22 protein-coding genes and 2 pseudogenes are annotated in these 23,952 nt (G+C 72.8%); 8 read left to right on the forward strand and 16 right to left on the reverse strand.

What is annotated here, in order from left to right:
• Positions 1 to 39 precede the first annotated feature (39 nt).
• Positions 40 to 2,316: an ATP-binding protein gene (locus AQI94_RS04205; RefSeq protein WP_062229584.1), complete on the reverse strand. Its 2,277-nt coding sequence runs from the start codon at positions 2,314 to 2,316 to the stop codon at positions 40 to 42.
• A 105-nt stretch (positions 2,317 to 2,421) separates the two neighbouring features.
• Here AQI94_RS04205 and AQI94_RS04210 point away from each other — a divergent pair, with 105 nt between their 5' ends.
• On the forward strand, positions 2,422 to 3,255 hold the full coding sequence (locus AQI94_RS04210) for an alpha/beta fold hydrolase (RefSeq protein ID WP_031060425.1): 834 nt from the start codon (positions 2,422 to 2,424) through the stop codon (positions 3,253 to 3,255).
• A gap of 5 nt (positions 3,256 to 3,260) precedes the next feature.
• Here AQI94_RS04210 and AQI94_RS04215 read toward each other — a convergent pair whose 3' ends face one another.
• On the reverse strand, positions 3,261 to 3,959 hold the full coding sequence (locus tag AQI94_RS04215; RefSeq protein ID WP_031060428.1) for a YoaK family protein: 699 nt from the start codon (positions 3,957 to 3,959) through the stop codon (positions 3,261 to 3,263).
• Positions 3,960 to 4,062: 103 nt separating this feature from the next.
• On the opposite strand from AQI94_RS04215, the gene AQI94_RS04220 reads away from it, so the two are divergent.
• Entirely contained in the window at positions 4,063 to 5,313 is a 1,251-nt protein-coding gene (locus AQI94_RS04220) for a hypothetical protein (protein ID WP_031060431.1), read from the forward strand.
• Between the two features lie 13 nt (positions 5,314 to 5,326).
• On the opposite strand, the gene AQI94_RS04225 is transcribed toward AQI94_RS04220, so the two are convergent.
• The 7 genes from AQI94_RS04225 to AQI94_RS04255 all read right to left on the reverse strand — a co-directional run bounded on the left by AQI94_RS04225 (position 5,327) and on the right by AQI94_RS04255 (position 12,812).
• Positions 5,327 to 5,746: an aggregation-promoting factor C-terminal-like domain-containing protein gene (locus AQI94_RS04225; protein WP_031060434.1), complete on the reverse strand. Its 420-nt coding sequence runs from the start codon at positions 5,744 to 5,746 to the stop codon at positions 5,327 to 5,329.
• Between the two features lie 285 nt (positions 5,747 to 6,031).
• A complete protein-coding gene (locus tag AQI94_RS04230) occupies positions 6,032 to 6,895 on the reverse strand; it encodes an ECF transporter S component (RefSeq protein ID WP_031060436.1) in 864 nt (287 codons plus the stop codon).
• The gene (locus tag AQI94_RS04235; protein WP_031060438.1) at positions 6,892 to 8,580 is read right to left on the reverse strand and encodes an ABC transporter ATP-binding protein; all 1,689 of its coding nucleotides are present in this window, start codon (positions 8,578 to 8,580) and stop codon (positions 6,892 to 6,894) included. Before AQI94_RS04235 ends, AQI94_RS04230 begins: the two co-directional genes overlap by 4 nt.
• Positions 8,577 to 9,677: an energy-coupling factor transporter transmembrane component T gene (locus AQI94_RS04240; protein ID WP_031060440.1), complete on the reverse strand. Its 1,101-nt coding sequence runs from the start codon at positions 9,675 to 9,677 to the stop codon at positions 8,577 to 8,579. The genes AQI94_RS04235 and AQI94_RS04240 overlap by 4 nt, the downstream gene beginning before the upstream one ends.
• A complete protein-coding gene (locus tag AQI94_RS04245; RefSeq protein ID WP_031060443.1) occupies positions 9,667 to 10,308 on the reverse strand; it encodes an SCO2322 family protein in 642 nt (213 codons plus the stop codon). Before AQI94_RS04245 ends, AQI94_RS04240 begins: the two co-directional genes overlap by 11 nt.
• Positions 10,305 to 11,483 (reverse strand): prenyltransferase/squalene oxidase repeat-containing protein, encoded by a 1,179-nt coding sequence (locus AQI94_RS04250; protein ID WP_031060454.1) that lies wholly within the window; start codon positions 11,481 to 11,483, stop codon positions 10,305 to 10,307. The genes AQI94_RS04245 and AQI94_RS04250 overlap by 4 nt, the downstream gene beginning before the upstream one ends.
• A gap of 303 nt (positions 11,484 to 11,786) precedes the next feature.
• Positions 11,787 to 12,812, reverse strand: a complete 1,026-nt coding sequence (locus tag AQI94_RS04255) for an MBL fold metallo-hydrolase (protein ID WP_031060458.1) — start codon at positions 12,810 to 12,812, stop codon at positions 11,787 to 11,789.
• 167 nt (positions 12,813 to 12,979) lie between these two features.
• Between AQI94_RS04255 and AQI94_RS04260 the strand changes: the two genes are divergently transcribed.
• The 3 genes and pseudogenes from AQI94_RS04260 to AQI94_RS42490 form a co-directional block, all read left to right on the forward strand.
• Positions 12,980 to 14,437, forward strand: coding sequence for an aldehyde dehydrogenase (locus AQI94_RS04260; RefSeq protein ID WP_031060460.1), 1,458 nt, complete (start codon positions 12,980 to 12,982; stop codon positions 14,435 to 14,437).
• Between the two features lie 4 nt (positions 14,438 to 14,441).
• A complete protein-coding gene (locus AQI94_RS04265; RefSeq protein ID WP_051833021.1) occupies positions 14,442 to 14,714 on the forward strand; it encodes a ferredoxin in 273 nt (90 codons plus the stop codon).
• A gap of 254 nt (positions 14,715 to 14,968) precedes the next feature.
• Positions 14,969 to 15,249: pseudogene (locus AQI94_RS42490) on the forward strand (P-loop NTPase); the annotation flags it as partial.
• Here the strand turns inward: AQI94_RS42490 and AQI94_RS45470 are convergent.
• Both AQI94_RS45470 and AQI94_RS04270 read right to left on the reverse strand, forming a co-directional pair.
• Positions 15,222 to 15,467, reverse strand: a pseudogene (locus AQI94_RS45470) (magnesium transporter); the annotation flags it as partial. The pseudogenes AQI94_RS42490 and AQI94_RS45470 overlap by 28 nt on opposite strands.
• A 156-nt stretch (positions 15,468 to 15,623) precedes the next feature.
• Positions 15,624 to 16,304 (reverse strand): TetR family transcriptional regulator, encoded by a 681-nt coding sequence (locus tag AQI94_RS04270; RefSeq protein WP_051832426.1) that lies wholly within the window; start codon positions 16,302 to 16,304, stop codon positions 15,624 to 15,626.
• A gap of 161 nt (positions 16,305 to 16,465) precedes the next feature.
• Here AQI94_RS04270 and AQI94_RS04275 point away from each other — a divergent pair, with 161 nt between their 5' ends.
• The 3 genes from AQI94_RS04275 to AQI94_RS04285 are packed head-to-tail and all read left to right on the forward strand — an operon-like array spanning position 16,466 to position 19,652.
• Complete coding sequence (locus tag AQI94_RS04275; RefSeq protein ID WP_031050251.1) at positions 16,466 to 17,857, forward strand: glycosyltransferase family 4 protein; 1,392 nt, start codon at positions 16,466 to 16,468, stop codon at positions 17,855 to 17,857.
• Complete coding sequence (locus tag AQI94_RS04280) at positions 17,851 to 18,585, forward strand: class I SAM-dependent methyltransferase (RefSeq protein ID WP_031050248.1); 735 nt, start codon at positions 17,851 to 17,853, stop codon at positions 18,583 to 18,585. The genes AQI94_RS04275 and AQI94_RS04280 overlap by 7 nt, the downstream gene beginning before the upstream one ends.
• Complete coding sequence (locus AQI94_RS04285; RefSeq protein WP_031050245.1) at positions 18,582 to 19,652, forward strand: prenyltransferase/squalene oxidase repeat-containing protein; 1,071 nt, start codon at positions 18,582 to 18,584, stop codon at positions 19,650 to 19,652. Before AQI94_RS04280 ends, AQI94_RS04285 begins: the two co-directional genes overlap by 4 nt.
• 98 nt (positions 19,653 to 19,750) lie before the next feature.
• On the opposite strand, the gene AQI94_RS04290 is transcribed toward AQI94_RS04285, so the two are convergent.
• The 5 genes from AQI94_RS04290 to AQI94_RS04310 form a co-directional block, all read right to left on the reverse strand.
• Entirely contained in the window at positions 19,751 to 20,044 is a 294-nt protein-coding gene (locus AQI94_RS04290) for a hypothetical protein (RefSeq protein WP_028807437.1), read from the reverse strand.
• A 40-nt stretch (positions 20,045 to 20,084) separates the two neighbouring features.
• Entirely contained in the window at positions 20,085 to 21,095 is a 1,011-nt protein-coding gene (locus tag AQI94_RS04295) for an LLM class F420-dependent oxidoreductase (RefSeq protein ID WP_031050239.1), read from the reverse strand.
• A gap of 103 nt (positions 21,096 to 21,198) precedes the next feature.
• A complete protein-coding gene (locus AQI94_RS04300; protein ID WP_031050236.1) occupies positions 21,199 to 22,035 on the reverse strand; it encodes a DUF5336 domain-containing protein in 837 nt (278 codons plus the stop codon).
• Between the two features lie 86 nt (positions 22,036 to 22,121).
• On the reverse strand, positions 22,122 to 23,024 hold the full coding sequence (locus AQI94_RS04305) for an N-acetylmuramoyl-L-alanine amidase (protein WP_031050231.1): 903 nt from the start codon (positions 23,022 to 23,024) through the stop codon (positions 22,122 to 22,124).
• 10 nt (positions 23,025 to 23,034) lie between these two features.
• Complete coding sequence (locus AQI94_RS04310) at positions 23,035 to 23,697, reverse strand: class I SAM-dependent methyltransferase (RefSeq protein WP_031050226.1); 663 nt, start codon at positions 23,695 to 23,697, stop codon at positions 23,035 to 23,037.
• Positions 23,698 to 23,952: the final 255 nt, after the last annotated feature.

Below are 23,952 nucleotides of genomic sequence, written 5' to 3' on the forward strand. Positions count from 1 at the left end.
GTGCCGGGGGCCGTCCCGCGGTGGCCGGTGTCCGCAGGTTCAGGTGACGGACCCGAGGCGTTCGAGGCCGGCTGCCGCCTCCGCGGCGGACGCCGTGTCGCCGAACTGGGTGAACAGTGCGCGGGCCCGGGTGTAGTGCTCGCGGGCCTCGGCGGGGTCGCCGCAGTGTTCCAGGGCCGTGGCGAGGCCGAGGGAGGTGTGGGCGCGGAGGCGGTCGATGCCGGCGTGGTCGGAGGGGGTGCCGACGGTCCGGAAGGTGTCCGCCGCCTCGGACCAGCGTTCCAGGGCCAGCAGGTCCCGGGCCGTCTCGCAGCGCAGCAGGGCCGCCGCGAACTCGTTCAGGCCGGGAACGTCCCCGGTCCTGGTCCCGAGCAGGGCCCGGTGCAGGGCCAGCGCCTCCTCGCCGCGCCCGGACGCCCGCAGCGCGGTGCCGAGGACCCGCTGGGAGACCGCCTTGCCGGTGGAGTCCCCCGTGGTCTCGAAGAGCCGGGTGGCCCGCGCGGCCGCCTCCGCCGCCTCCGCGGGCCGGTCCAGCCCCATGCAGGCCCCGCTGATGTACGCCCATGCCCACGCCTGCTGGTCGAGATCACCCGTCTCCGACGCCGGCTGGAGGGCCTGGCGGGCGAGTTGCTCGGCCTGGGCGTACTGGTAGGCGCCGACCGAGTGGGCCCAGGCCAGGCAGTTGAGCTGATGGGCCTCGGCCGCGCGGTCCCCGAGGGCGGCCGCGGACCGGACGCCGTGCGAGAAGAGGGTCCGCCACTCGGGCCACTGGCTCCAGCGGTCGGAGAACCAGTACAGGGTGCGCGAGGCGTGCAGGATCTCCGTGTGCCGGCCCGCCGCGAACATCACGGCCAGGGCGCCCGCCCAGTTGGAGCGCTCCGCGGTGAGCCACTGCTCGGCCTCCGCGTCGGATCCCGGGACGAAGGCGCCGGGTTCGCCCGCCCAGGGTTCCGGCGCACCGGGTGCCTCGAACCGGCGGCCCGCCGCGGAGGCCGACCGCAGGAGCCAGTCCGCCATCCGCTGCCGCACGCTCTCGGTCACCGACTCGGGCTCCTCCGCGCCCAGTTGCTCGCGCGCGAAGAGCCGTACGAGATCGTGCAGGGCGTACCGGCCGGGCGCGGTCTCCTCCAGCAGGCCGCGGTCGACCAGCAGATCGAGGGAGTCCTCGGTGGTGAGCGGGTCCTCGCCGGTCAGTACGGCGGCGAGGTCGGGGCCGGTGTCGTGGCCGGGCACGAGGGACAGGCGGCGCAGCAACCGCCGGTGCGGCGGCGTGAGCTGGCCGTAGGAGAGGGCAAGAGCACTGCGTACGGCGAGGTCGCCCGCGACCAGCCCGCTCAACCTGCGTTCCTCGTCGGCGAGTTGGCCCACCAGCCGGGCCGGGGTCCAGCTCGGGCGGCTGGAGAGGCGGTTGCCGACGATGCGCAGGGCCAGCGGGAGGTGGCCGCACAGCTCGCTCAGCCGGGTGATCGCCTCGGACTGGCCGTCGGTGCGCGGGGTGCCGAGGATCCGCTCCAGCAGCCTCGTCGACTCCCCGCCGCTGAGCCCGCCCAGCCTGATCCGCCGCACTCCTTCGAGGCCGGCCAGCGGACGCCTGCTGGTGATCAGCACGAAACTGCCCTCGGCGTCCGGCAGCAGCGGCCTGGTCCGGGTCTCGTCGGCGGCGTCGTCGAGGACGACCAGCGTCCGCCGGCCGGCGAGCGCCGCCCGGTAGGCCGCCTCGCGGGCGACAGGATCGACCGGGATCCGGTCCGCCGGGTGCCCCAGTGCCGTCAGCAGGAGGACCAGTGCCTCGGCGGCCGGCAGCGGGGAGTCGCTCATGCCGTGCAACGGGACGCAGACGCTGCCGTCCGGGAAGGCCCCGGCGAGCCGCCGTACCGCTTCCGCCGCCAGGGTCGTCTTGCCCTGCCCGCCCGGCCCGAACAGCACCGCCGCCCGTGTGCGCGTGCCGGTGGCCAGCGCCTCCAGGTCCGCCAGTTCCTGCTTGCGGCCGGTGAAGTCCGGGACGGTCCGCAGGAGGTACGGCGAGGCCGGCGGGCCCCCGCGGTCCCGGCCGGCGTCGGCCAGCCGCCGCAGGCGCTCGCCCTGCTCGGCGTCGAGCCGCAGGGCCGCGGCGAGCGCGTCGACGGTACGGCGCTGCGGCCCCCGGCTGCGGCCGCGCTCCAGGTCGCCGAGCGCGCGCACGCTCACCCCGGACGCCTCGGACAACTCCTCCAGGGTCAGCCGGGCGGCCCGGCGCAGGGAGCGCAGCATCACACCGAAGGCGGTGCCGCCATGGGGGACATCGGACTGCGGAACTTCGGGAACATGACTGGTCATCACGACAATTAGAACAAGCGCTCTCTATTTCCGCCTGCACTTCTGCCTGGTGACCATGGGCTGCGACTGATGTGCTGGGGTCCCGTCCAAGGAGGAAGAACCGACATGCCGTACATCACCGTTGGCGAAGAGAACAGCGCGCCGATCGAGCTCTACTACGAGGACCACGGCACCGGACAGCCCGTCGTGCTGATCCACGGCTACCCGCTCGACGGCCACTCTTGGGAGAAGCAGCTCCCCGCGCTGCTGGAGGCCGGTCACCGGGTCATCACCTACGACCGCCGCGGCTTCGGCCGTTCCTCGCAGCCCACCACCGGCTACGACTACGACACCTTCGCCGCCGACCTCGACAAGGTGCTCACCACGCTCGACCTGACGGACGCGGTGCTCGTCGGCTTCTCGATGGGCACCGGCGAAGTGGGCCGCTACCTGGGCACGTACGGCTCGGGCCGGGTCGCGAAGGCGGCCTTCCTGGCCTCCCTTGAGCCCTTCCTGCTGAAGACCGACGACAACCCGACGGGCGTGGACCAGTCGGTGTTCGACGGCATCCTGGAGGCCGTCACCAAGGACCGGTACGCCTACTTCGACGCCTTCTACCAGGACTTCTACAACCTGGACGAGACGCTCGGCAGCCGGATCAGCGAAGCGGCCGTCCGGGGCAGCTGGAACGTGGCGGCCGGTGCCTCGGCGCACGCGTCGGTGGCCTGCGTGCCGACCTGGATCACCGACTTCCGCGCGGACGTGGCGAAGATCGACGTACCGGCGCTGATCCTGCACGGCACCGGCGACCGCATCCTCCCGATCGACGCGACCGGCCGGCCCTTCCACGCGCTGCTGCCGTCCGCCGAGTACGTCGAGATCGAGGGCGCGCCGCACGGCCTGCTGTGGACGCACGCGGAGGAGGTCACCTCCGCGCTGCTGGCCTTCCTCGCGAAGTAGGCGGCTCACTCCCGCCCGGAGGCGACCACCGCCAGCACGGCCACCAGCCCCGCCGCGACCGTCAGGGGAACGGCGAGGCCGTGGTGGAGCACCAGCCACGCCCCCAGCGCGGCCCCGGCGACCATCGCGACCACGGACGCCGTCCGGCGGGGGGAGTGGGTGCCCGGTCCGCCGCCGGCCCGGGAGTCGGCGGCTAGTCCGGTCAGCGTCATGGTCAGCACGGTCGTCGTCAGGTCAGGGATGCCGAGCTTGCGGACCGTGGCGTTGCGCAGGCCCATGGCGAAGGCCGTGACGGCGATGAGCGTGTAGGCGGTGGCCGTGGCACCGGGCGCGGCGAAGGCGACCACGGCCGAGACCCCCAGGAACACCGCCTCGGCGGCCAGGGTGAGACGGGCCCAGGTGCGGCGCGAGCCGGAGCCGAGCCGTACGGCCACCCGGCCGCCCGCGATCGCGCCCACCACGAACGACACCAGCGAGGTCAGGGTGTGCGCCACCGAGAAGCCGGGCGCCCCGGCCGCGGCGAACCCGAGCACGACCACGTTGCCGGTCATGTTCGCGGTGAAGACGTGTTCGAGGCCGAGATAGCTGACGGCGTCGATCAGTCCGCTGACCACCGTCAGCCCCAGCAGCACGGCCACCAGGCGCAGCCCGCGCGCCTCGGGATCGCCGGCCGCCCTCGTGTCGGTGCCGCTGTGTTCGCTCATCGGGTCTCCGGACGGCCTGACGGTCGGGGTGCACCCAAGTCCACCACGGATGCGGGGGACTCTCGGATGTCGGGGTGACCTGCGCGTCCGTAGCGTCGGGGCCATGACTGACGACACGCGCACATCCCAAGGAGAACGGGCGGGCCGGCGCACGCGGAAGGGGCTCGCCGCGGCGGCGGCCCTGCTGCTCGCCGGGCTCGCCGTGGCCCCGGTGACGGCGGCCGCCGACGAGCGGACCCCGCAGACTCGACGCGGTGACCTGGTCGCGGTCACGCCGGTCGCCGACCGGGACGCCGGGCAGGTCAGGTCGTTCCTGGCCGGGTGGGACGTCGACGCCGACGGGGTGCGGTACGGCTTACGGGCGTACCGGCTGACGTACCGGACCGTCGACCCGTACGGCGGGCCCACCACCGCGACCGGGCTGCTGACCCTGCCCACGGGCGGCCGTCACCGCCTCGACCTGGTCTCCGACACCCACGGCACGATGGTCGACCGTGACTACGCTCCCTCGGTGAGCGAGGACTTCGGGCGGGTGCCGTCGTACGTCAACGCCGCCGCGGGCCGCGCGGTCGCCGCCCCCGACTACCTCGGTCTCGGCAAGGGACCGGGCCCGCATCCGTACCTGGACACCGCCTCGTCCGTGACCGCCTCCGTCGACATGCTGCGCGCCGCCCGGACGGCCGCGGAGCGGCTCGGCCGCCCGCTGACCGGTGAGGTGTACGCGACGGGCTTCTCGCAGGGCGGCCAGGTCGCGATGGCGCTCGGGAGGGCTCTGGACAGGGGCGCCGACCGGCACTTCCGGCTGGCGGCCCTCGCGCCGGTCAGCGGCCCGTACGACCTGGAGGGCCAGGAGATGCCCGCGCTGTTCGACGGCCGGGTCAACGACACCAGCGGGGTCCTCTACATCGCGTACTGGCTGGTGGCGCAGAACCGTCTGCACCCCCTCTACAAGGACCCGTCCGAGGCCTTCCGCGCCCCGTACGCGAGCCGGGTGGAGAGCCTGCTCGACGGGAGCCACGAGCAGGAGGAGGTGGTCAGGGGACTCGCGCCCTCGGTGGCACAGCTGCTCACGCCCGCCTTCCTGGAGCGTCTGCGGCACCCGTCCGGTGCCGTGCTGGACGCGATGCGCACCGCGGACCACACCTGTGACTGGAAGCCGGACGTGCCGGTGCGGCTGTACGCCGCCGCCGGCGACACCGACGTGCCGCTCGGCAACACCCGGGCATGCGCCCGCACCCTCGCAGGTCAGGGAGCGAGGGTGCGGGTGGTCGATCAGGGGGCCGTGGACCACTTCGGGTCGGTCCTGGTGTCGGCCCCCCAGGTGGTGCGGTTCTTCGACGGCGTACGGCGGTGATCCGCGCGGCGGCTCAGTACCAGCCGTTGGCCTGCCAGAAGGACCAGGCGGCGGTCGGGCTGCCGTAGCGGGAGTTCATGTAGTCCAGGCCCCACTTGATCTGGGTCTTGGCGTTGGTCTTCCAGTCGGAGCCGGCGGAGGCCATCTTGGAGCCGGGCAGGGCCTGGACCAGGCCGTAGGCGCCGGAGGAGGAGTTGGTGGCGTCGACGTCCCAGCCGCTCTCGTGCTCGACGATCTTGCTGAACGCGTTGTACTGCGCGGCGTTCGGGATCATCTTGTGCGCGATGGCCTTGGCCTGGGCGGAGGAGTTGGTCGTGGCCGCCTGGGCCGGCGCCGCGGTCAGGACCAGGCCGGCGGTGGCGGCGGCCATCGCGACGGTGGTGATGGCCTTCTTCGGGGAAGCGATGCGGCGGGCGAAGCGGGAGACGGACACGAGGAACCTTTTCTTCGGGGACGGTGGTGTCGCTCGCTGTCCCGGGGGACATGCGTAGGCGCCGAGGCCCGTGGGCTTGTCGGCGCCGTGCGACGTCGTCCAGAGAAACAGGCCCGGAAGGCGTCCGCAATGACCCCTTTTACTAGTTGTGGTCGAATCGCCGTGAAAGGGCGACTCTGTGATCCGGCTCTCAAAGCGCAGGTCGGAGGGGGTGCGCGATGGGTGTTATGTCGGAAATGTTCCTACTGTTCCGCTTAGTAGGTGAGCTGGGTCATGTGGGGCGCTTCACCGCCCGGGCGCCTCGAATGTGACCTGGGCCTCGAAGGCCGCGCGGCGGGTGGCCCGGCGCAGCGCCCTGAGGAGGGCCGGGCCGAGGGTGAGCGTCAGGACCACGGTGACCACGGCCCGCCCGAGGTCCCAGCCGAGGGACGTGGCCACGCAGTACGCGAGGAACCGGGCCAGGTTGGCGGGGACCCCGGCGTGCGGGTCGAAGGCGATGTCCGAGGCGAGGGCGCCCAGAAAGGGCCAGTCGGCCATGTTCATGACCGTGCCGTAGGCGAAGGCGGCGAAGAAGCCGTAGGCGGCCAGAAGCCGGACTTCGGTACGTCCCCGCGCGCGGGCGGGCACCGGCAGCAGGCCCGCGCCCATCGTGAACCAGCCCATCGCCAGCATCTGGAACGGCATCCACGGCCCCACCCCGCCCGTGAGCAGGGCGGACGCGAACATCGTGACGTTGCCGAGCACGAAGCCGAACCCCGGGCCGAGCACGCGGCCGCTGAGCACCATGAGGAAGAACATCGGCTCGATGCCGGCGGTGCCCGCGCCGATCGGCCTGAGGGCGGCGCCGGTCGCGGCCAGGACGCCGAGCATCGCCACGGCCTTGGGGCCCAGGCCCGACTCCGCGATCGCCGCCGCGACGACGGCGACGAGGAGGACGAGCAGTCCGGCGAAGAGCCAGGGGGCGTCCTGGGTGTGGATGCCGACCTGGGAGGTGGGCGGGGCGAGGAAGGGCCAGCCGAAGGCGGCGACACCCACGGCACTGACCAGGGCGAGGGTGAGCAGGGAGCGGGGGCCGAGGCGGACGGCCCGGGTCGTGAGGGGAGTCCGGGTCGGGACGGGCGTCCGGGTCATGAGGGGGTCACGGGTCATGACAGGGCCTTCCGCACCTCGGCGACGGTGAGCCACCGCTGGGGGGCGAGGATCTTGCTGACCTGCGGGGCGAAAGAGGGGGAGGACGTGATGACGTCCGCCGCCGGGCCGTCGGCGATCACCTCGCCCTCGGCCAGCAGGATCACCCGGTGGGCGAGCTCGGCGGCGAGTTCCACGTCGTGGGTGGCCAGCATGATCGCGTGACCGGCGGCGGCGAGCTCCCTGAGCAGGCCGACGAGGCGGGCCTTCGCCGCGTAGTCCAGGCCGCGGGTCGGCTCGTCGAGGAGCAGCAGGGGCGGCCGGGCGGTCAGCACCACGGCGAGCGCGAGGGCGAGCCGCTGGCCTTCGGAGAGATCGCGGGGGTGGGTGTCGTCGCTCACGCCGGGAAGGAGGTCGTCGACCAGTGCGCGGCAGGTGCCTGCCGCGGCGCCGGCGTCATGGTCGGCGGCCCGGCACTCGGCGGCGACCGTGTCGGCGTACAGGAGGTCCCGGGGTTCCTGCGGGACGAGACCGGCCCGGCGGACGAGGTCCCGCGGGGTCGTCCGATGGGGCTGGGCGCCGCCGACGTGGACGGTTCCGGCGGAGGGTTCGAGGAGGCCGACCAGGGCGTTGAGGAGCGTGGACTTGCCGGCGCCGTTGCGGCCCATGAGGGCGACGGTCTCGCCCGGGCGGACGGTGAGGTCGATGTCGCGCAGGGCCTGGACATGGGCTCGGCGGACGGAGAGGGAGCGGACTTCGGCGGGGTGCGCGGGGACGGGGGCGGCCGGTGTGCGGCGGCGGAGCCGTCCGGCCGTCCGGCCTTCGGCCCGGTTCTCCCGGGGAGCGGTCCCGCCGTCGGCGGCCGCGGGTGCGATGTCCGTGGGCGCTCGCCCGGCCAGCCGCTCCCTCAGTTCCCCCGCCCTGCGGCGCGCGTCCCGCACCGTCAGCGGCAGAGGGGACCAGCCCGCCAGGCGCCCCAGGTCCACCACCGGCGGGCACACCGGCGACACGGCCATCATCTCGGCCGGGGTGCCGAGGAGCGGCGCGTGCCCGCGGGCGGGCAGGAGGGCCACCTGGTCGGCGTACTGGACGACACGTTCCAGGCGGTGTTCGGCCATGAGGATCGTGGTGCCCAGGTCGTGGACCAGTCGCTGGAGGACCGCCAGGACCTCCTCCGCCGCCGCTGGGTCCAGGGCCGAGGTCGGTTCGTCCAGGACCAGGACGTCGGGATGCGGGGTGAGGACCGAGCCGATCGCCACGCGCTGCTGCTGGCCCCCGGAGAGCGTGGCCAGGGGGCGGTCGCGCAGGGAAGCCAGGCCGAGCAGGTCCAGGGTCTCCTCCACCCGGCGGCGCATCACCGCCGGCGGCAGACCCAACGACTCCATGCCGTAGGCGAGTTCGTCCTCCACGGTGTCCGTCACGAAGTGCGACAGCGGGTCCTGGCCCACCGTGCCGACCACGTCGGCCAGTTCACGCGGCTTGTGGGTGCGGGTGTCGCGGCCGGCCACCGTGACCCGGCCGCGCAGGGTGCCGCCGGTGAAGTGCGGGACGAGCCCGCCGACCGCGCCGAGCACCGTGGACTTGCCGACCCCCGAGGGGCCCACGAGCAGTACGAGTTCACCCTCGGGCACCTCGAAGTCGACGCCCTGGACGGTGGGTTCGCACGCCCCGTCGTACGTGACGGAGACATCCTCGAAGCGGATCACGACGGCTCCTTGGGGGCGGGGGCGAGGAAGGCCGGCAGCAGGCCCACGAGGACCGCCGCGGCCGGCCGGAGGGGGAGGACGGGGGCGACGAGCGGCACCACGCCGGGGTGCAGGGCGACCGGGTCGGTGACGCTCGCGAGGAACATCGCCGCCGCCACGGCCGCGCCCGAACCGGCGACCAGCAGGGACCGGGCGTTCCAGCGGTCCGGGCGGTAGCGGGTGCGCGGGGTGCGGCGGCCGCCCAGCCGCAGACCCGCGAGGGCGGCGGCGAGACCGGCGAGGAGCACGGGGACGCCGTAGGTGCCGCCCTCGGCGGTGAGGAGTCCGTACGTTCCCGCGCAGACGCCGAGCAGACCGCCGAGGGTGAGCGCGGTGGTGGTACGGCGGACCCCGGGCGGGACCTCGGCCGTACGGCCGTAGCCGCGGGCGTCCATCGCCGCGGCCAGGGCGACCGAGCGTTCCAGCGCGCCCTCCAGGACCGGGAGTCCGACCTGGAGGAGACCGCGGACGCCGGTGTCCGGGCGGCCCCGGAGGCGGCGGGCGGCGCGCAGGCGTTGCACGTCGGCGATGAGATGGGGGGCGAAGGTCAGGGCCACCACCACGGCCACACCGAGTTCGTAGAGGGCGCCGGGGAGGGACTTGAGGAGCCGGTGGGGATTGGCGAGGGCGTTCGCCGCGCCGACGCAGATCAGCAGGGTGGCCAGCTTCAGACCGTCGTAGAGGGCGAAGACGAGGGCCTCCGCGGTGAGCCTGCCCCCCAGGCGGATGCCCTGCGACCAGTCGGGCAGGGGGAGTTCGGGGAGGGTGACCAGCACATGGGTGCCCGGGATGGGGGAGCCGAGGACGACCGTGAACAGGAGACGGACCAGGAGCACGGCGAGGGCGAGTCTGAGGAACGCCGAGTAGGAGTGGGACCAGGGGGTCGGGCGGCGGCAGGTCGCCACCACGTAGGCGGAGACGACGACGAGCAGGGCGAGAAGGAGGGGGTTGGTGGTGCGGGTGGCCGCGATCCCGAGGGAGAGGGACCAGAGCCACCAGGCCCCGGGGTGCAGCGGCGCGGGCCGGGCAGACGAGCCGGGGGGCGAGCTACGGGGCATTCCTGCGCCGCCTCGTCTGCCACACCGCCGCCGCTCCCAGGACGGCGACCGCCGCCAGGCCCGCGAGCAGGCCCACGGACGGGCCCTTGTCCTTCTCCTCCGGCTCCTTTGCCTTCTCCGCCCCCTTCGCCTTCCCTGACGTCTGCTCCCCGCAGCCCGTCTCCGGGTACGCCGCGATCGCGCACAACAGCGCGTTGGAGTCGTAGCGCAGGGGTCCGGCCACGGCCGCCAGGACGTCCGCCGTGGTCGCCTCGCGGGGTGTCACCGCGCACTCGGTGCGGCTCGCCGGGGGCTTCTCGCCGGACGGGGCGTCCGCGGCCGTACCGAAGTCGATGACCAGTGCCACGCGCTTGTGGCCGTCCCGGGCCGGGGTGTGCGCGCAGATCGCCGTGAACGACGCCGTCCCGCGGGGCTTGACCGCGTCCGCCGAGTCCTCGCTCACGGCGAAGCGGAAGCCCTGGACGTCGCCGTCGGAGGGGACCGTGGTGGAGGGGCCCTGGGTGGCGTAGGTCCAGGTCCCCGCGGTGCGGTCCCAGAACGACCAGTAGCGGTAGCCGGTGGCGTGGGCCGGGCTCATGGCGGTGAGGAACAGGCCCGTCAGGAGGGAGAGGACGACCGCCCGGCGGGTCACGGCCGCTTCCTCTTGTTGCGGCCGCTCAGGAGGAAACCGATGCCCGCCCCGGCGGCGAGACCCGCGCCGACCACCCACCACACGGAGCTGCCGGAGTCGTCGTCGTGGGAGGCGGTGACCGGCGCCGGTCCCGTCGCGGTCAGCTGCTTCACCAGGTCCGTGCCGCCGAAGTCGCCCGGATCGGTGCCGGCCGCCTCGGCGGCGAGGATCAGCTGGGCGTAGGCCGCCGGGCCGTTCTGCCGGGCCCACTTCGCGGAGTTCCGCTCCAGCCACGTCAGGGGCCCCCGCGCGGCCTCGGGACCGCCCTGTACGGCGAGCGCGACGACCGCGTCCGCCGTGTTGCCGTAGTCGGGCTGATTCTCGGCACCGGGGAGGGCGGACTTCAGGTAGCCGTCCTTCGCGACCGCCGCGGCGAGGAAGGAGGCGCCGTTGGCCGCGGCCTTCGCAGGGGTGAGGTCCGGGGCGTCGGCGCAGGTGCTCTCGCTCGGGGTGCCGGCCCTCGCCGTCAGCGGGCCCGTTCCGCGCGCGGCGACGACAGCCGCCGCCGTCGCGTCCGCGTTGGCCCTGAGCTTGCCCTTCTTGTCCGGCTGGTAGGCGAAGGCGCCCCCGTCGGCACACGGCAGGGACAGCTTCAACAGGGCGTCGTAGGGCGACTTCCCGCCGGTGCGGACCTGCGGGACGGGGACGTCCTGGGTGGCGAGCGCGCCGATGACCACGGACGTCGAGTTGGCGTCGCTGGCCCCACCGGGGGTGTAGCCCCAGCCGCCGTCCTTGTTCTGGACGGATTTCAGCCAGTTCACCGCCTTCGTGACCGCGCCGCCGTGCCCGCCGACCGCGGACAGGGCCTGGGTGGCCGCGGCCGTGCTGTTGGTGTCGACCATCAGCTTGGCGTCGCAGGCCTTGGCCGGCTGCGCGCGGTACGCCGGGAACGCCCCGTTCGCGCACTGCTGCCCGGCCAGCCAGTCGACGGCCGAGGCCGCGGGCTCCGCGTGCACCCGGTGCAGGGCGATGAGCGCGAACGACTGCCGCCAGACCCCGTCGTAGGTGGGGTCGCCGCTGCCGTACAGCCCCGAGGGCAGGGACGGCGACGGGGACGGCGAGGCGGCGACGGCGGGTGCGGCCGCGCCGATCACGGCGGTGGCGGCCAGGACCGCGGCGCTGCGGCGGACGTTCATGATCGGCGGGTGCCCTTCTCGCTGCGGAGAGCCGGGCAGCACGGGAGGACCCCGGGCGGCTCGGCTCCGTATACCTCGACGGTGCCGCACACCGGCCGGTTGCCGATGCGCGTGAGCCGGTCACGAACCGTACGGGGCAGTCCGGCTCACCGCTCTGCCGGGAGCGGATCACGGTTGCGGGTCAGCGCCGGAATTGCACCGGCTTTCCCCTGTACGGGTGTGATGACGACCTGGCTACTGTACTCGCCCGTAGGAAAGCGGCCGTGGCCGCCTGTGGAGCAACGGCGACGCCCCCCGACCAGGTCAGACAGCCACGTACGTCACCGGATCGCTGCCCGTCACCGCCTCCGCCCGCCCCAGCTTCACCAGCCGCCGCAGGTGCGCCTCCGCCTCCGAGACCGCGATGTTCCGTGATCCGTAGGGGATCTGGTCCCAGGGCCGGTTCCACTCCATGCGCTCGGCGAGCTGCCAGGGGGTGAGGGGCCGGGCGAGGAGGGAGCGCAGGCCGGTGAGGCGGTCCTCGTGGTGGGCGAGCAACTCCCGCACCCGGGCACTCGCGTCGGTGAAGACGTGCTGGTGGGCGGGGAGGACCTCGGCGGGGGCGAGCCGCCCGACGCGTTCCAGGGAGTCGAGGTAGTCGCCGAGGGGATCGGTCACGGTGGCGTCGTCGGGGTCCTCGTACAGGCCGATGTGCGGCGTGATCTCGGGCAGCAGATGGTCGCCGGAGAACAGCCGCCCGTGCCCCGGGAGCCGGGAGGGATGCTCCTCCTCCAGGTGCAGGCAGACATGGCCGGGGGTGTGTCCGGGGGTCCAGATCGCGCGGAGTCTGCGGCCGGGGAGGTCGAGGAGTTCGCCGGGGACGATCTCGCGGTCCGGCAACGCGGGGGAGAAGCCCGGGAGTTCACGGCGGCGGGCGGTGCGTAGGGGAGCGGTGTGCTCCTCGGGGGCGCCCGCGGCCGCCAACTTGGCGGCCATGTAGGTGAACCAGCGCTCGGCCCGGGTCTCCCGGGTGCGCCGCACGATCGCGGAGTCCGCCGCGTGCATCGCGATCCAGGCGCCGGAGGCCTCGCGCACCTGCCCGGAGAGGCCGTGGTGATCGGGGTGGTGGTGGGTGATGACGACCCCGTGGATTTCGCCGGCGTCGGTCCCGCACGCCGTCAGTCCCTCGGCGAGGGTGTCCCAGGAGGCCGGGTCGTCCCACCCGGTGTCGACCAGCACCGGGCCGCGGTCGGTCTCGACGACGTACACGAGCGTGTGGCCGAGAGGGTTGTCGGGGATCGGTACCCGGACGGACCGGACACCGCCGCCGTGGTCGTGCACCTGCGCCATGAGTTCCCCAATCACCGCGTCCACGTCACTATAACTAGAACGCGTTTCGACGGTAGCCCGAGGTGACCAAGAGCCGTGGCGCACGGCCCGTGGACTCCTCCGGGGGGAACTGGTATCAGTTCCATATCTGATGGTTCGTCAGCAAGCCGCCCTGGGAGGCGTTCGCCATGGCCGAGCTCGTGGAACACGGACAGCTGTTCATCGGCGGGGAGTTGACCGACCCCCTGGGCGAGGACGTCATCGAGGTGATCTCCCCGCACACCCAGGAGGTCATCGGACGGGTGCCGCACGCCTCGCGCGCGGACGTCGACGCGGCGGTCGCCGCCGCACGCACCGCCTTCGACGAGGGGCCCTGGCCCCGGATGTCGCTCGACGAGCGCATCGAGGTCGTCACAAGGATCAAGGACGCGATCGCGGTACGGCACGAGGAGATCGCCCGCGTGATCTCCTCCGAGAACGGCTCCCCGTACTCCTGGAGCGTCCTCGCGCAGGCCCTCGGCGCGATGATGGTCTGGGACTCGGCGATCACGGTCGCCCGGAACTTCACCTACGAGGAGACGCGCGACGGAGTCCTCGGCCGCATCCTCGTGCGCCGTGAACCGGTCGGGGTCGTGGCGGCCGTAGTCCCTTGGAACGTCCCGCAGTTCGTCGCCGCCGCCAAGCTCGCGCCCGCGCTGCTCACCGGCTGCACGGTGGTGCTCAAGCCGTCGCCCGAGTCACCGCTGGACGCCTACATCCTGGCCGAGATCACCAAGGAGGCCGGGCTGCCGGAGGGCGTCCTGTCCATCCTCCCGGCCGACCGCGAGGTCAGCGAGTACCTGGTCGGGCACCCGGGGATCGACAAAGTCTCCTTCACCGGCTCGGTGGGCGCGGGCAAGCGGGTGATGGAGGTCGCCGCCCGCAACCTCACGCGCGTGACACTGGAGTTGGGCGGCAAGTCGGCGGCCGTGGTCCTCCCGGACGCGGACGTCGAGGCGGCCGTCGCCGGGATCGTCCCGTCCGCCTGGATGAACAACGGACAGGCCTGCGTGGCCCAGACCCGCATCCTGCTGCCCCGCTCCCGCTACGACGAGTTCGCCGAGGCCCTTGCCGCGGCGGCGAGCGCACTGGTCGTCGGCGATCCGCTCGACCCCGCCACCCAGGTCGGCCCGCTGGTCGCCGAGCGCCAGCAGCGCCGCAACCTCGACTACATCAGGATCGGTCAGGAGGAGGGCGCCAAGATCCTCACCGGCGGCGGCCGTCCGGCCGGCCTGGACCGGGGCTGGTACGTGGAGCCGACGCTCTTCGGTGACGTCGACAACTCGATGCGGATCGCGCGTGAGGAGATCTTCGGCCCGGTGATCTGCCTGCTGCCCTACGGCGACGAGTCCGAGGCGGTCAAGATCGCCAACGACTCGGACTACGGCCTCTCCGGCAGCGTGTGGACGGCCGACGTCGAGCGCGGCATCGAGGTCGCGAAGCAGGTCCGCACCGGCACGTACAACGTCAACACCTTCAGCCTCGACATGCTCGGCCCCTTCGGCGGCTACAAGAACTCCGGTGTGGGGCGGGAGTTCGGCCCGGAAGGATACGGCGAGTACCTGGAGCACAAGATGATCCACCTTCCGGCCGGCTGGGAGGCGTGAGCGGATGGAGGTACATCCCGTGCGAGCCGAGTCGGGCGTGGGAGCGGGGGACCGCTGGCACGTCGAGGTCGACCGCTCCCTGTGCATCGGCTCCGCCCAGTGCGTCCACACCGCCCCCGACGGTTTCCGGCTGGACGCCGCCCGCCAGTCCCACCCCGCAGACCCGGAGACCGACGCCAGCGAGAAGGTCCTGGCCGCGGCCGAGAACTGCCCGGTGGAAGCCATCATGATCACGCTCCTGGGGAGCGAGGAACCGGTGTTCCCGCCGGAGGAGTAGGACCCCGGGCCCGCGATCCACGGGGGTCGACGCCGACGGCGGGGCTGCGAGGCCGAGGCCGGGTGGGGAGGTGCGGTGGTCGAAGTCCGGTGGGCCGGTGCGGCGATCGAAGCCCGGTGGGTCGGCGCGGTGACCGAAGCCCGGAGGGGAGGCGCGGCGATCGAAGCTGGGTGGGGAGGTGCGGTGGCCGAAGCCCGGTGGGTCGGTGCGGTGACCGAAGCCCGGTGGGTCGGCGCGGTGATCGAAGCCCGGTGCTGCCCTGCCCGCGCTGCGGCGAGATGGTGACGTCTTCGGCACGGGCGGCGGCCAGACGGTCGCGGACGGCCTCACCCGCACGACGGGTGCGACGGTCCCGGTCCTCGGCTCCATCCCGATCGACGTACGTCTGCGCGAAGGCGGCGACGAGGGCAAGCCGGTCGTCCTGAGCGACCCGGACTCCCCGGCGGGGGCCGCGCTGCGGGGGATCGCGGGGAAGCTGGGAGGACGGCAGCGGGGGCTTTCGGGGCTGTCTCTGGGGATCACTCCCCGGAACAAGTTGCTCTCCGCGCCCTGTCCGTGCTCCTCCAGCGTGAAGCCGGTGACGGCGGACCACTCGACGGTCAGGGCCTCGCCCTTGCGCCGGAACGCCCCGCCCTTGCCGCCCTTGCGGACGAAGACGCGGTCGATCTCCCAGTCCCGGCGGGCCGGCAGATGGTGCACCGACGCGTCGAGGACGGTGACCTGTTCATCGCTCTCCACGAGCGTGACGCGCCGGGTCGGCTCGGTGACCGAAGCCCGGTGGGTCGGCCCGGCGACCGAAGCCTGGTGGGAAGGCCCGGTGACCGAACCCCGGTGGGCCGGCCCGGCGGTGGCCCCCGGGACCTGATCCGGACCATGTCCGGCGAGAAGGGCCCGTCTCGTGGCCGTCGGTCAGGGCCGGGGTTCCGTCAGGTCGATCAGGCGGCACACCGTCTCGATGTCGATCTTCACCTGGGCGATGGAGGCGCGGCCCGAGAGCCAGGTGATCAGGGCCGAGTGCCAGGTGTGCTCGATGACGCGGACCGCGGAGAGCTGCTCGGGGGACGGGTCCTGGAGGCCCATGGCGTCGAGGACGATCAGTGTCGTCTGGTGGGAGACCTGGTCGACCTCCGGGCTCACGCTGCGGTCCGCGAAGGTCAGCGCCCTGACCATCGCGTCCGCGAGATGCGGTTCGCGCTGCAGGGCGCGGAAGGCCCGCATCAGGGTCTCCGCGACCCGCTCGGCCGCCGTCTCGCCCTGCGGCGGCTTCTTGCGGAGCGTGCCGTGCATGTGTTCCAGCTGGTCCTGCATGGTGGCGACCAGCAGATGGATCTTGGACGGGAAGTAGCGGTAGAGGGTGCCGAGCGCCACCTGAGAGGACTCCGCGACCTCCCGCATCTGCACCGCGTCGAACCCGCCCCGGCTCGCCAGCTGCGCGCTCGCGTGCAGGATGCGGCGGCGCCGCGCCTCCTGCCGCTCCGTCAGCGGCGGCGCGTCGTGTCGCGCGGGACCGGCTTCCACTCTGGGCGGCTTGGCCACCTTGTCCACCTTGGGTTCCGTGACAGTCAGTGAGGGGGTGTGATCACTCAGCATGACAGGGCGCCGGCCGTGGCGTGAATCACCCGATCCACCGCTCACAGGGCCCCTACCTGCCGGTAGATTCAGAGCCTCCTGAACGATCAAGTCTGAAACTTGTTCTAGATTACCGTCTCGTCGTAATCTCGCGGGACAGTGCAGGCAGAAGGGGGCCCAGAGTGACCGCTGAGGCCAGTCAGGCGGGGTCTTCCGAGGACCTGGCCGCCGACGGCGAGCGACCGCTCCGTATCGCGCTCCTCACCTATAAGGGGAACCCGTTCTGCGGGGGCCAGGGGGTCTACACCCGGCACCTCTCCCGCGAACTGGCCCGCCTCGGCCACCGCGTCGAGGTCATCGGCTCCCAGCCGTACCCCGTCCTCGACGAGGGCGTGCCGCTCACGGAGTTGCCCAGCCTCGACCTGTACCGCTCCCCGGACCCCTTCCGCACCCCCCACCGCGACGAGTACCGGGACTGGATCGACGCGGTGGAAGTCGCCACGATGTGGACCGGCGGCTTCCCCGAACCGCTCACCTTCTCCCTGCGGGCCCGACGCCATCTCCGGGCCCGCAGCGGTGAGTTCGACGTGATCCACGACAACCAGACCCTCGGCTACGGCCTGCTGGGCGACGTGGGCGCGCCGCTGGTGACCACCATCCACCACCCCATCACCGTGGACCGGCAGTTGGAGCTGGACGCGGCCGAGGGCTGGCAGCAGCGGCTGTCCAAGCGCCGCTGGTACGCCTTCACCCGGATGCAGAAGCGGGTGGCCCGCCGCCTCCCCTCGGTCCTCACCGTCTCCGGCACCTCCCGCCAGGAGATCGTCGACCACCTGGGCGTCCGCGAGGACCGTATCCACGTCGTCCATGTCGGCGCCGACACGGACCTGTTCAAGCCGGATCCCTCGGTGCCGGTGGTGCCGGGCAGGATCGTCACGACCTCCAGCGCGGACGTCCCCCTCAAGGGCCTGGTCTTCCTGATCGAGGCACTGGCGAAGGTGCGCACGGAACACCCCGGCGCGCACGTGGTCGTCGTGGGCAAGCGTCCGGCCGAGGGCCCGGTCGCCGTCGCCATCGAGCGCTACGGCCTCGAAGGCGCCGTCGACTTCGTCAAGGGCATCTCGGACGCCGAACTGGTCGACCTGGTCCGCTCGGCGGAGGTCGCCTGCGTACCGTCGCTCTACGAGGGCTTCTCCCTGCCGGCCGCCGAGGCCATGGCGACCGGCACCCCGCTGGTGGCCACCACGGGCGGCGCGATCCCCGAGGTCGCCGGCCGCGACGGCGAGACCTGCCTCGCGGTGCCGCCGGGCGACTCCGGCGCGCTGGCGACGGGCCTGAGCCGACTGCTCGGCGACCCCGAACTCCGGGTCCGCCTGGGTCGGGCCGGCCGTGAGCGCGTACTGACGAGGTTCACCTGGGCGAAGGCCGCCGAGGGCACGGTGTCCAGGTACCGCGAGGCGATCACCGGCTCCGCCGCCCCGCTTCCCGACCGCTCCGCGGCCGCCCAGGGCGGCGCCCCCGCACTCCCCACCACAGACACCGGTGTCTATCCCGAAAGCAGGGCCACGTGCTGACCGTCGACTTCTCCAGGTTCCCGCTCGCGCCGGGCGACCGCGTCCTGGACCTCGGGTGCGGGGCCGGCCGGCACGCCTTCGAGTGCTACCGGCGCGGTGCGCAGGTCGTGGCCCTGGACCAGAACGCCGACGAAATCCGCGAGGTCGCCAAGTGGTTCGCGGCGATGAAGGAGGCCGGGGAGGCCCCCGAGGGCGCCACCGCGACGGCCATGGAGGGCGACGCGCTGGCCCTGCCCTTCCCCGACGAGTCCTTCGACGTCGTGATCATCTCCGAGGTCATGGAGCACATCCCGGACGACAAGGGCGTACTCGCCGAGATGGTCCGGGTGCTGAGGCCCGGCGGCCGGATCGCCGTCACCGTCCCGCGCTACGGCCCCGAGAAGGTCTGCTGGGCCCTGTCCGACGCCTACCACGAGGTCGAGGGCGGCCACATCCGCATCTACAAGGCGGACGAACTGCTCGCGAAGATCCGCGAAGCCGGCCTGAAGCCCTACGGCACCCATCACGCGCACGCCCTGCACTCCCCGTACTGGTGGCTGAAGTGCGCGTTCGGCGTCGACAACGACAAGGCGCTGCCGGTGCAGGCGTACCACAAGCTGCTGGTCTGGGACATCATGAAGAAACCGCTGGCCACCCGGGTCGCCGAACAGGCGCTCAACCCGCTGATCGGCAAGAGCTTCGTGGCCTACGCGACCAAGCCGCACCTGCCGCGGGTGGCCGGCTCGTGACCACTTCCCGGACAGAACACCTCGTCCTGCCCGGGGTCCTCACCGCCGGGCAGGCCGCCGCGACCGTCGCCGGGATCCTGGCCGTGCAGCGGGCGGACGGGGCGATCCCGTGGTTCCGCGGCCACCACCTCGACCCGTGGGACCACACCGAGGCCGCGATGGCATTGGACGCGGCGGGCGAGCACGAGGCGGCCGAGCGGGCCTACGAGTGGCTCGCGCGGCACCAGAACGAGGACGGTTCCTGGTACGCCGCGTACCAGGACGGGCACTTCGCGGAGGTCACCGACCGCGGGCGCGAGACCAACTTCGTCGCCTACATAGCCGTAGGCGTGTGGCACCACTACCTGTCCACCGGCGACGACACGTTCCTCGACCGGATGTGGCCGACGGTGTACGCGGCGACGGAGTTCGTCCTGGGGCTCCAGCAGCCGGGCGGGCAGATCGGGTGGAAGCGGGAGGACGACGGCACGCCCGTCGCCGACGGGCTGCTCACCGGGTCCTCCTCGATCCATCACGCGCTGCGGTGCGCGCTCGCGATCGCCGAACAGCGTGAGGAGCCGCAGCCCGACTGGGAGTTGGCGGTCGGCGGGCTGCGGCACGCGATCCGCCGGCACCCCGAACGCTTCCTCGACAAGAACCGCTACTCCATGGACTGGTACTACCCGGTCCTGGGCGGGGCGTTGACCGGTGCGGAGGCCAAGTCCCGTATCGAGGACGGCTGGGAGCGGTTCGTCGTACCCGGTCTCGGGGTGCGCTGTGTCGTCCCCAACCCGTGGGTGACGGGCGGGGAGTCCGCCGAACTCGCCCTGGCCCTGTGGATCACGGGCGAGTCCGACCGGGCCCTGGAGATCCTCCAGTCGATCCAGCATCTGCGGGACGCGGACAGCGGGTTGTACTGGACGGGGTTCGTGTTCGAGGACGGGGCGGTGTGGCCGCAGGAGCTGACCACCTGGACGGCGGGGTCGCTGCTGCTCGCCGTCGCCGCGCTGGGCGGCCACGAGGCCACCTGCGCGGTGTTCGGCGGGGAGCGCCTGCCCCTGGGACTGGACCCGGACTGCTGCGCCTGAGATCGCGGGGTTCGGTAGCGCCCTCAAGGGGCGCGGGGAACTGCGCGACCAGCCACGAGGGCGCCGTAGACGATGACGGCACCCCCGCAGCGGAGCGCTCAGTGGCGGTGGGCCCGGTTGGCGATCGCGTGGCCCACGAACAGGTAGACCACCGCTGCCAGTCCGTAGCCCGCGACCACTCGGGCCCAGGCTTCGTCGAAGGTGAAGAGGTCGTAGGACCAGCCGGCGAGCCAGCGAGCGGCGTCGTGGATGAACTGCACGAAGTCGTTCGCACGGTTGGCGTCCAGCAGGTACATCAGGATCCACAGGCCCAGGATGAGGGCCATGATGTCGGCGACGACCGCTATGACCGTCCCGGCTGAGTTGGCACCACGGCGCGTATGAGTGGACATGGTGTTCGAATGGCCGGGAATTCTCGGCCGAAACCTGGCGTCATGCGGTGAGCTCCGCCAGCACCCGCAGCGACTGCCGGTCCGGGGCCAGCGCCAGCAGGTCTGTCACCGGTCCCTTGCGCCACGACTCCAGCCGCTCCGCGATGCGTTCGCGCGGTCCGACCAGGGAGATCTCGTCGGCGAACGCGTCCGGCACGGCGAGCACGGCCTCCTCGCGCCGGCCTTCGAGGAACAGCCGCTGGATCCGGCGGGCTTCGCCCTCGTATCCCATACGGGCCATCAGGTCCGCGTGGAAGTTGCGGGCCGCGTGGCCCATTCCGCCGATGTAGAAGCCGAGCATCGTCTTGACGGGCAGCAGCCCCTCGGCCACGTCGTCGCAGACCCGCACCTGGGCCATGGGGGCGACGAGGAAACCCTCCGGGGCCCCGGCGAGCGAGTCGCCGTAGACCTCGGGCCGGTTGGGCGACCAGTACAGCGGCAGCCAGCCGTCGGCGATCCGGGTGGTCTGGGCGACGTTCTTCGGCCCCTCGGCACCCAGGAGGATCGGCAGATCGGCGCGCAGGGGATGGGTGATCGGCTTGAGCGCCTTGCCGAGCCCGGTGCCGTCGGGGCCTCGGTAGGGGTGCGAGTGGAAGCGGCCGTGCACCTCGACCGGTGCCTCGCGCCTCAGCACCTGCCGTACGACGTCGACGTACTCCCGGGTCGCGGTCAGCGGCGACTTGGGGAACGGACGGCCGTACCAGCCCTCGACGACCTGGGGCCCGGACAGTCCGAGCCCGAGCATGACCCGCCCGCCGGAGAGATGGTCCAGGGTGAGGGCGTGCATGGCGGTGGTGGTCGGTGACCGGGCGGCCATCTGCGCAACCGCCGTACCCAGCCTGATCGTCGACGTGTGTGCCGCGATCCAGGTGAGCGGGGTGAACGCGTCCGAGCCCCACGACTCGGCCGTCCACACCGAGTGGTAGCCGAGCCGCTCCGCCTCCTGGGCCAGCGGCACATGGTCGGGGGAGGGGCCACGGCCCCAGTAACCGAGCGCAAGGCCGAGTCGCACGACGCCTCCTGACGGTCTGTCAGTTCTTCGGGACCGCTCGCGAATGTACGGCAACGGCCCCCCGCCCGGAAGGGCGAGGGGCCGTCCTGCGACCTGGAAGGACTCAGCCGCGCTGGATACCGCTGGTGTCCTGGAGCACGCCACGGCGGCCGTCCTGCGTCTGGGCGACCAGACTCGGACCGCGCTGCTCGACCGCCAGGTACCAGGTACCGGGCGCGAGTTCGGCGATCGGCGTCGGCGAACCGTCCTCCGCGAACAGCGGACGCGGCACCGGCACGGCGAACCAGAACGGCGAGAACTCCGCGGCCGGCGGCTGCGGGGCCTGCGGCTGCGGCTGCGGCTGCCCGCCGAAGGGCTGCCCCGGCTGCGGCTGCCCGCCGTACGGCTGCTGCCCCTGCTGCCCCTGCTGTCCGGGCTGCTGGGCGCCCGGGTAGCCGTAACCACCGGGCGGCTGGGCGCCGTAGGGCTGCGGCTGGGACGGCTTGGGGGCCGGGACGAGACCGACCTGGAGGGCGGGGACCAGGGGGGTGGCGATGGCGGCCGCGGCCATGACCAGGGTGGCGACGAGAGCGAGGATCAGGCCGACGCCGGCGCTGACGGTGTTCGAACTGGAGCCGTAGTCCGCGGCGCTCAGCGGGTCGAAGACGTTGCCGAGCGCGCTCCAGGCGGCGAAGACCGTGAACGCGGCGCCGACCTGGCCGAGGTCGAGGCCCGCCACCTTGGGCAGTTGGGACAGGCGCGACAGGACGACGAGGGCGGCGCCGATGATGCCCGCGAGAACAACGCCCATCACGACCGGACCGCTTGCCCAGGCGCTGGGGAGATCGGCGTCGTCGGAGACTCCGTCGACCGAGTACAGATCAAGGAACGACGCGATGAACAGCAACACCGCTGCACCGATCACCACGCCGTCGCCTCGAGTGAGGGAGCGGATATTCACTTCAAGTCCTTCGTAGGTCGTCTCGTCGTCGGTAGACCCTATCGTCCGGCCGGGCGGAGCGTACGTCGGGATCCACGCGCTGATCGTCACCCGCGCAGGAAACTCACGATTCCCTCAGAGATTCCTTGCGCGGCTCTCTGCCGCCAGGCCCCGCTGGTGAGCAGCGCCGCGTCCTTGCTGTCGCGCATGTTGGCGCATTCGATGAACACCTTGGGGACCGTCGACAGGTTGAGGCCGCCCAGGTCCGTGCGGGTGTCGAGGCCGGTGCCGTCACCGACGTAGTTGGAGGGGGCGGTGCCCGTCGCGCGTCGGAAGTCGTGCGCGATGCTCTTGCCGAGCACGGCGGAGGGGGCGACGATCCGCCGGGTGTCCGCGATGCCCCGGTGGACACGGCCCGGGAGGATCACGTGGTAGCCGCGCTGCCCGGCGCCGGCGCCGTCCGCGTGGATCGACACCACCGCGTCGGCCTTCGCCCGGTTGCCGATCCTGGCCCGCTCGTCCACACAGGGGCCGTAGGGCCGGTCGCCGTCCTGCGTCAGTTTCACCGTCGCGCCCTGCCGCTGCAGCAGGGTGCGCAGCCGGTGGGCGACGTCGAGGGTGAACTTGGCCTCCGCGTAACCGGAGTTGGTGGACGTCCCGGTGGTGTCGCACTCCTTGCGGCCCGTGCCGATGTCCACCTTGCGGTTGATCTCGGCCGGGTGCCGGAAGTTGGTCAGGTTGTGCCCGGGGTCGATGACGACGACCTTGCCCCGGAGCGAGCCGAGCGGCTTCTTGTCCTCGGCGGTGGTGGAGGAGACGGTCGGCGGAGCGCTCACCCGCGGACTCGCCCCGGCCGCCGTTCCGTTGCCGTCGGCCGCCCCGCCCACTCCCTCGTACAGCAGCCACCCGAGCAGCGCGCCCGGCACGAGCACGGCGAGGGCGACGGCCAGCGGGCGGCGCCGGGGACGGCGGGGCTGGGGGGAACCGAATTCAGGGCCTGCGTACGACACGATCCCGACTCTAACCCTGCTCCCGGATCCCCGCCCGCGTCCGCCGCAGTACCCGCAGCGAGTCGGTCGCGGAGACCTCCGTGAAGGCGCCGGAGCCGAGGGCCCGGAGGTAGATCCGGTAGGGCGCCTGACCGGTGAACTCGTCCTCCGGTTCCGGGAACACGTCATGGATGACGAGCAGCCCGCCCTCGGCCACGTGCGGGGCCCAGCCCTCGTAGTCGGCGTTCGCGTGCTCGTCGGTGTGGCCGCCGTCGACGAAGACGAGCCCGAGCGGAGTCCCCCAGACCTTCGCGATCTGCGGCGACCGTCCGACGAGCGCGACCACGTGCTCCTCCAGCCCGGCCCGGTACAGGGTCCTGCGGAAGGTCGGCAGCGTGTCCATCACCCCGAGCTCGGGGTCCACGGTCTCCGGATCGTGGTACTCCCACCCCGGCTGCTGCTCCTCGCTGCCGCGGTGGTGATCGAGGGTCAGCGCGACGACACCGGCCTCACGAGCCGCGGCCCCGAGCAGAATCGCGGACCGGCCGCAGTACGTACCGACCTCCAGCAGCGGCAGCCCGAGCCGCCCGGCGTCCAGGGCGGCCTCGTAGAGGGCCAGCCCCTCGCCCAGGGGCATGAACCCCTTCGCGGCCTCGAAGGCGGCGAGGATCTCGGGCTTGGGCGCCACGGCCATGGGCGTTCCTTCCAGTCGTCCGGTACGGGCAGCCTAAGGGGGCGACGCCTCGCACTGACGGGCGGCTCGGTCACAGGAGGGCGGGAGCGGCCGTGACGACGGGTGGGCGGTCTGCGGGGCGGCTCGAATCGGGGCGGGGGAGGGGGTGCGGGGTGGGCGGGTCCGTGGTGGGGCTGCGGGGCGGGCGGGCGTGGGCTGGTGGGGGGATGGCTGAGGGGGTGGCGGTCGTCTGTGTTCTGGGCGGGGGTGTGCGGA

This window comes from Streptomyces pseudovenezuelae (assembly GCF_001513955.1).
In the GTDB taxonomy this organism is placed as follows: domain Bacteria; phylum Actinomycetota; class Actinomycetes; order Streptomycetales; family Streptomycetaceae; genus Streptomyces; species Streptomyces pseudovenezuelae.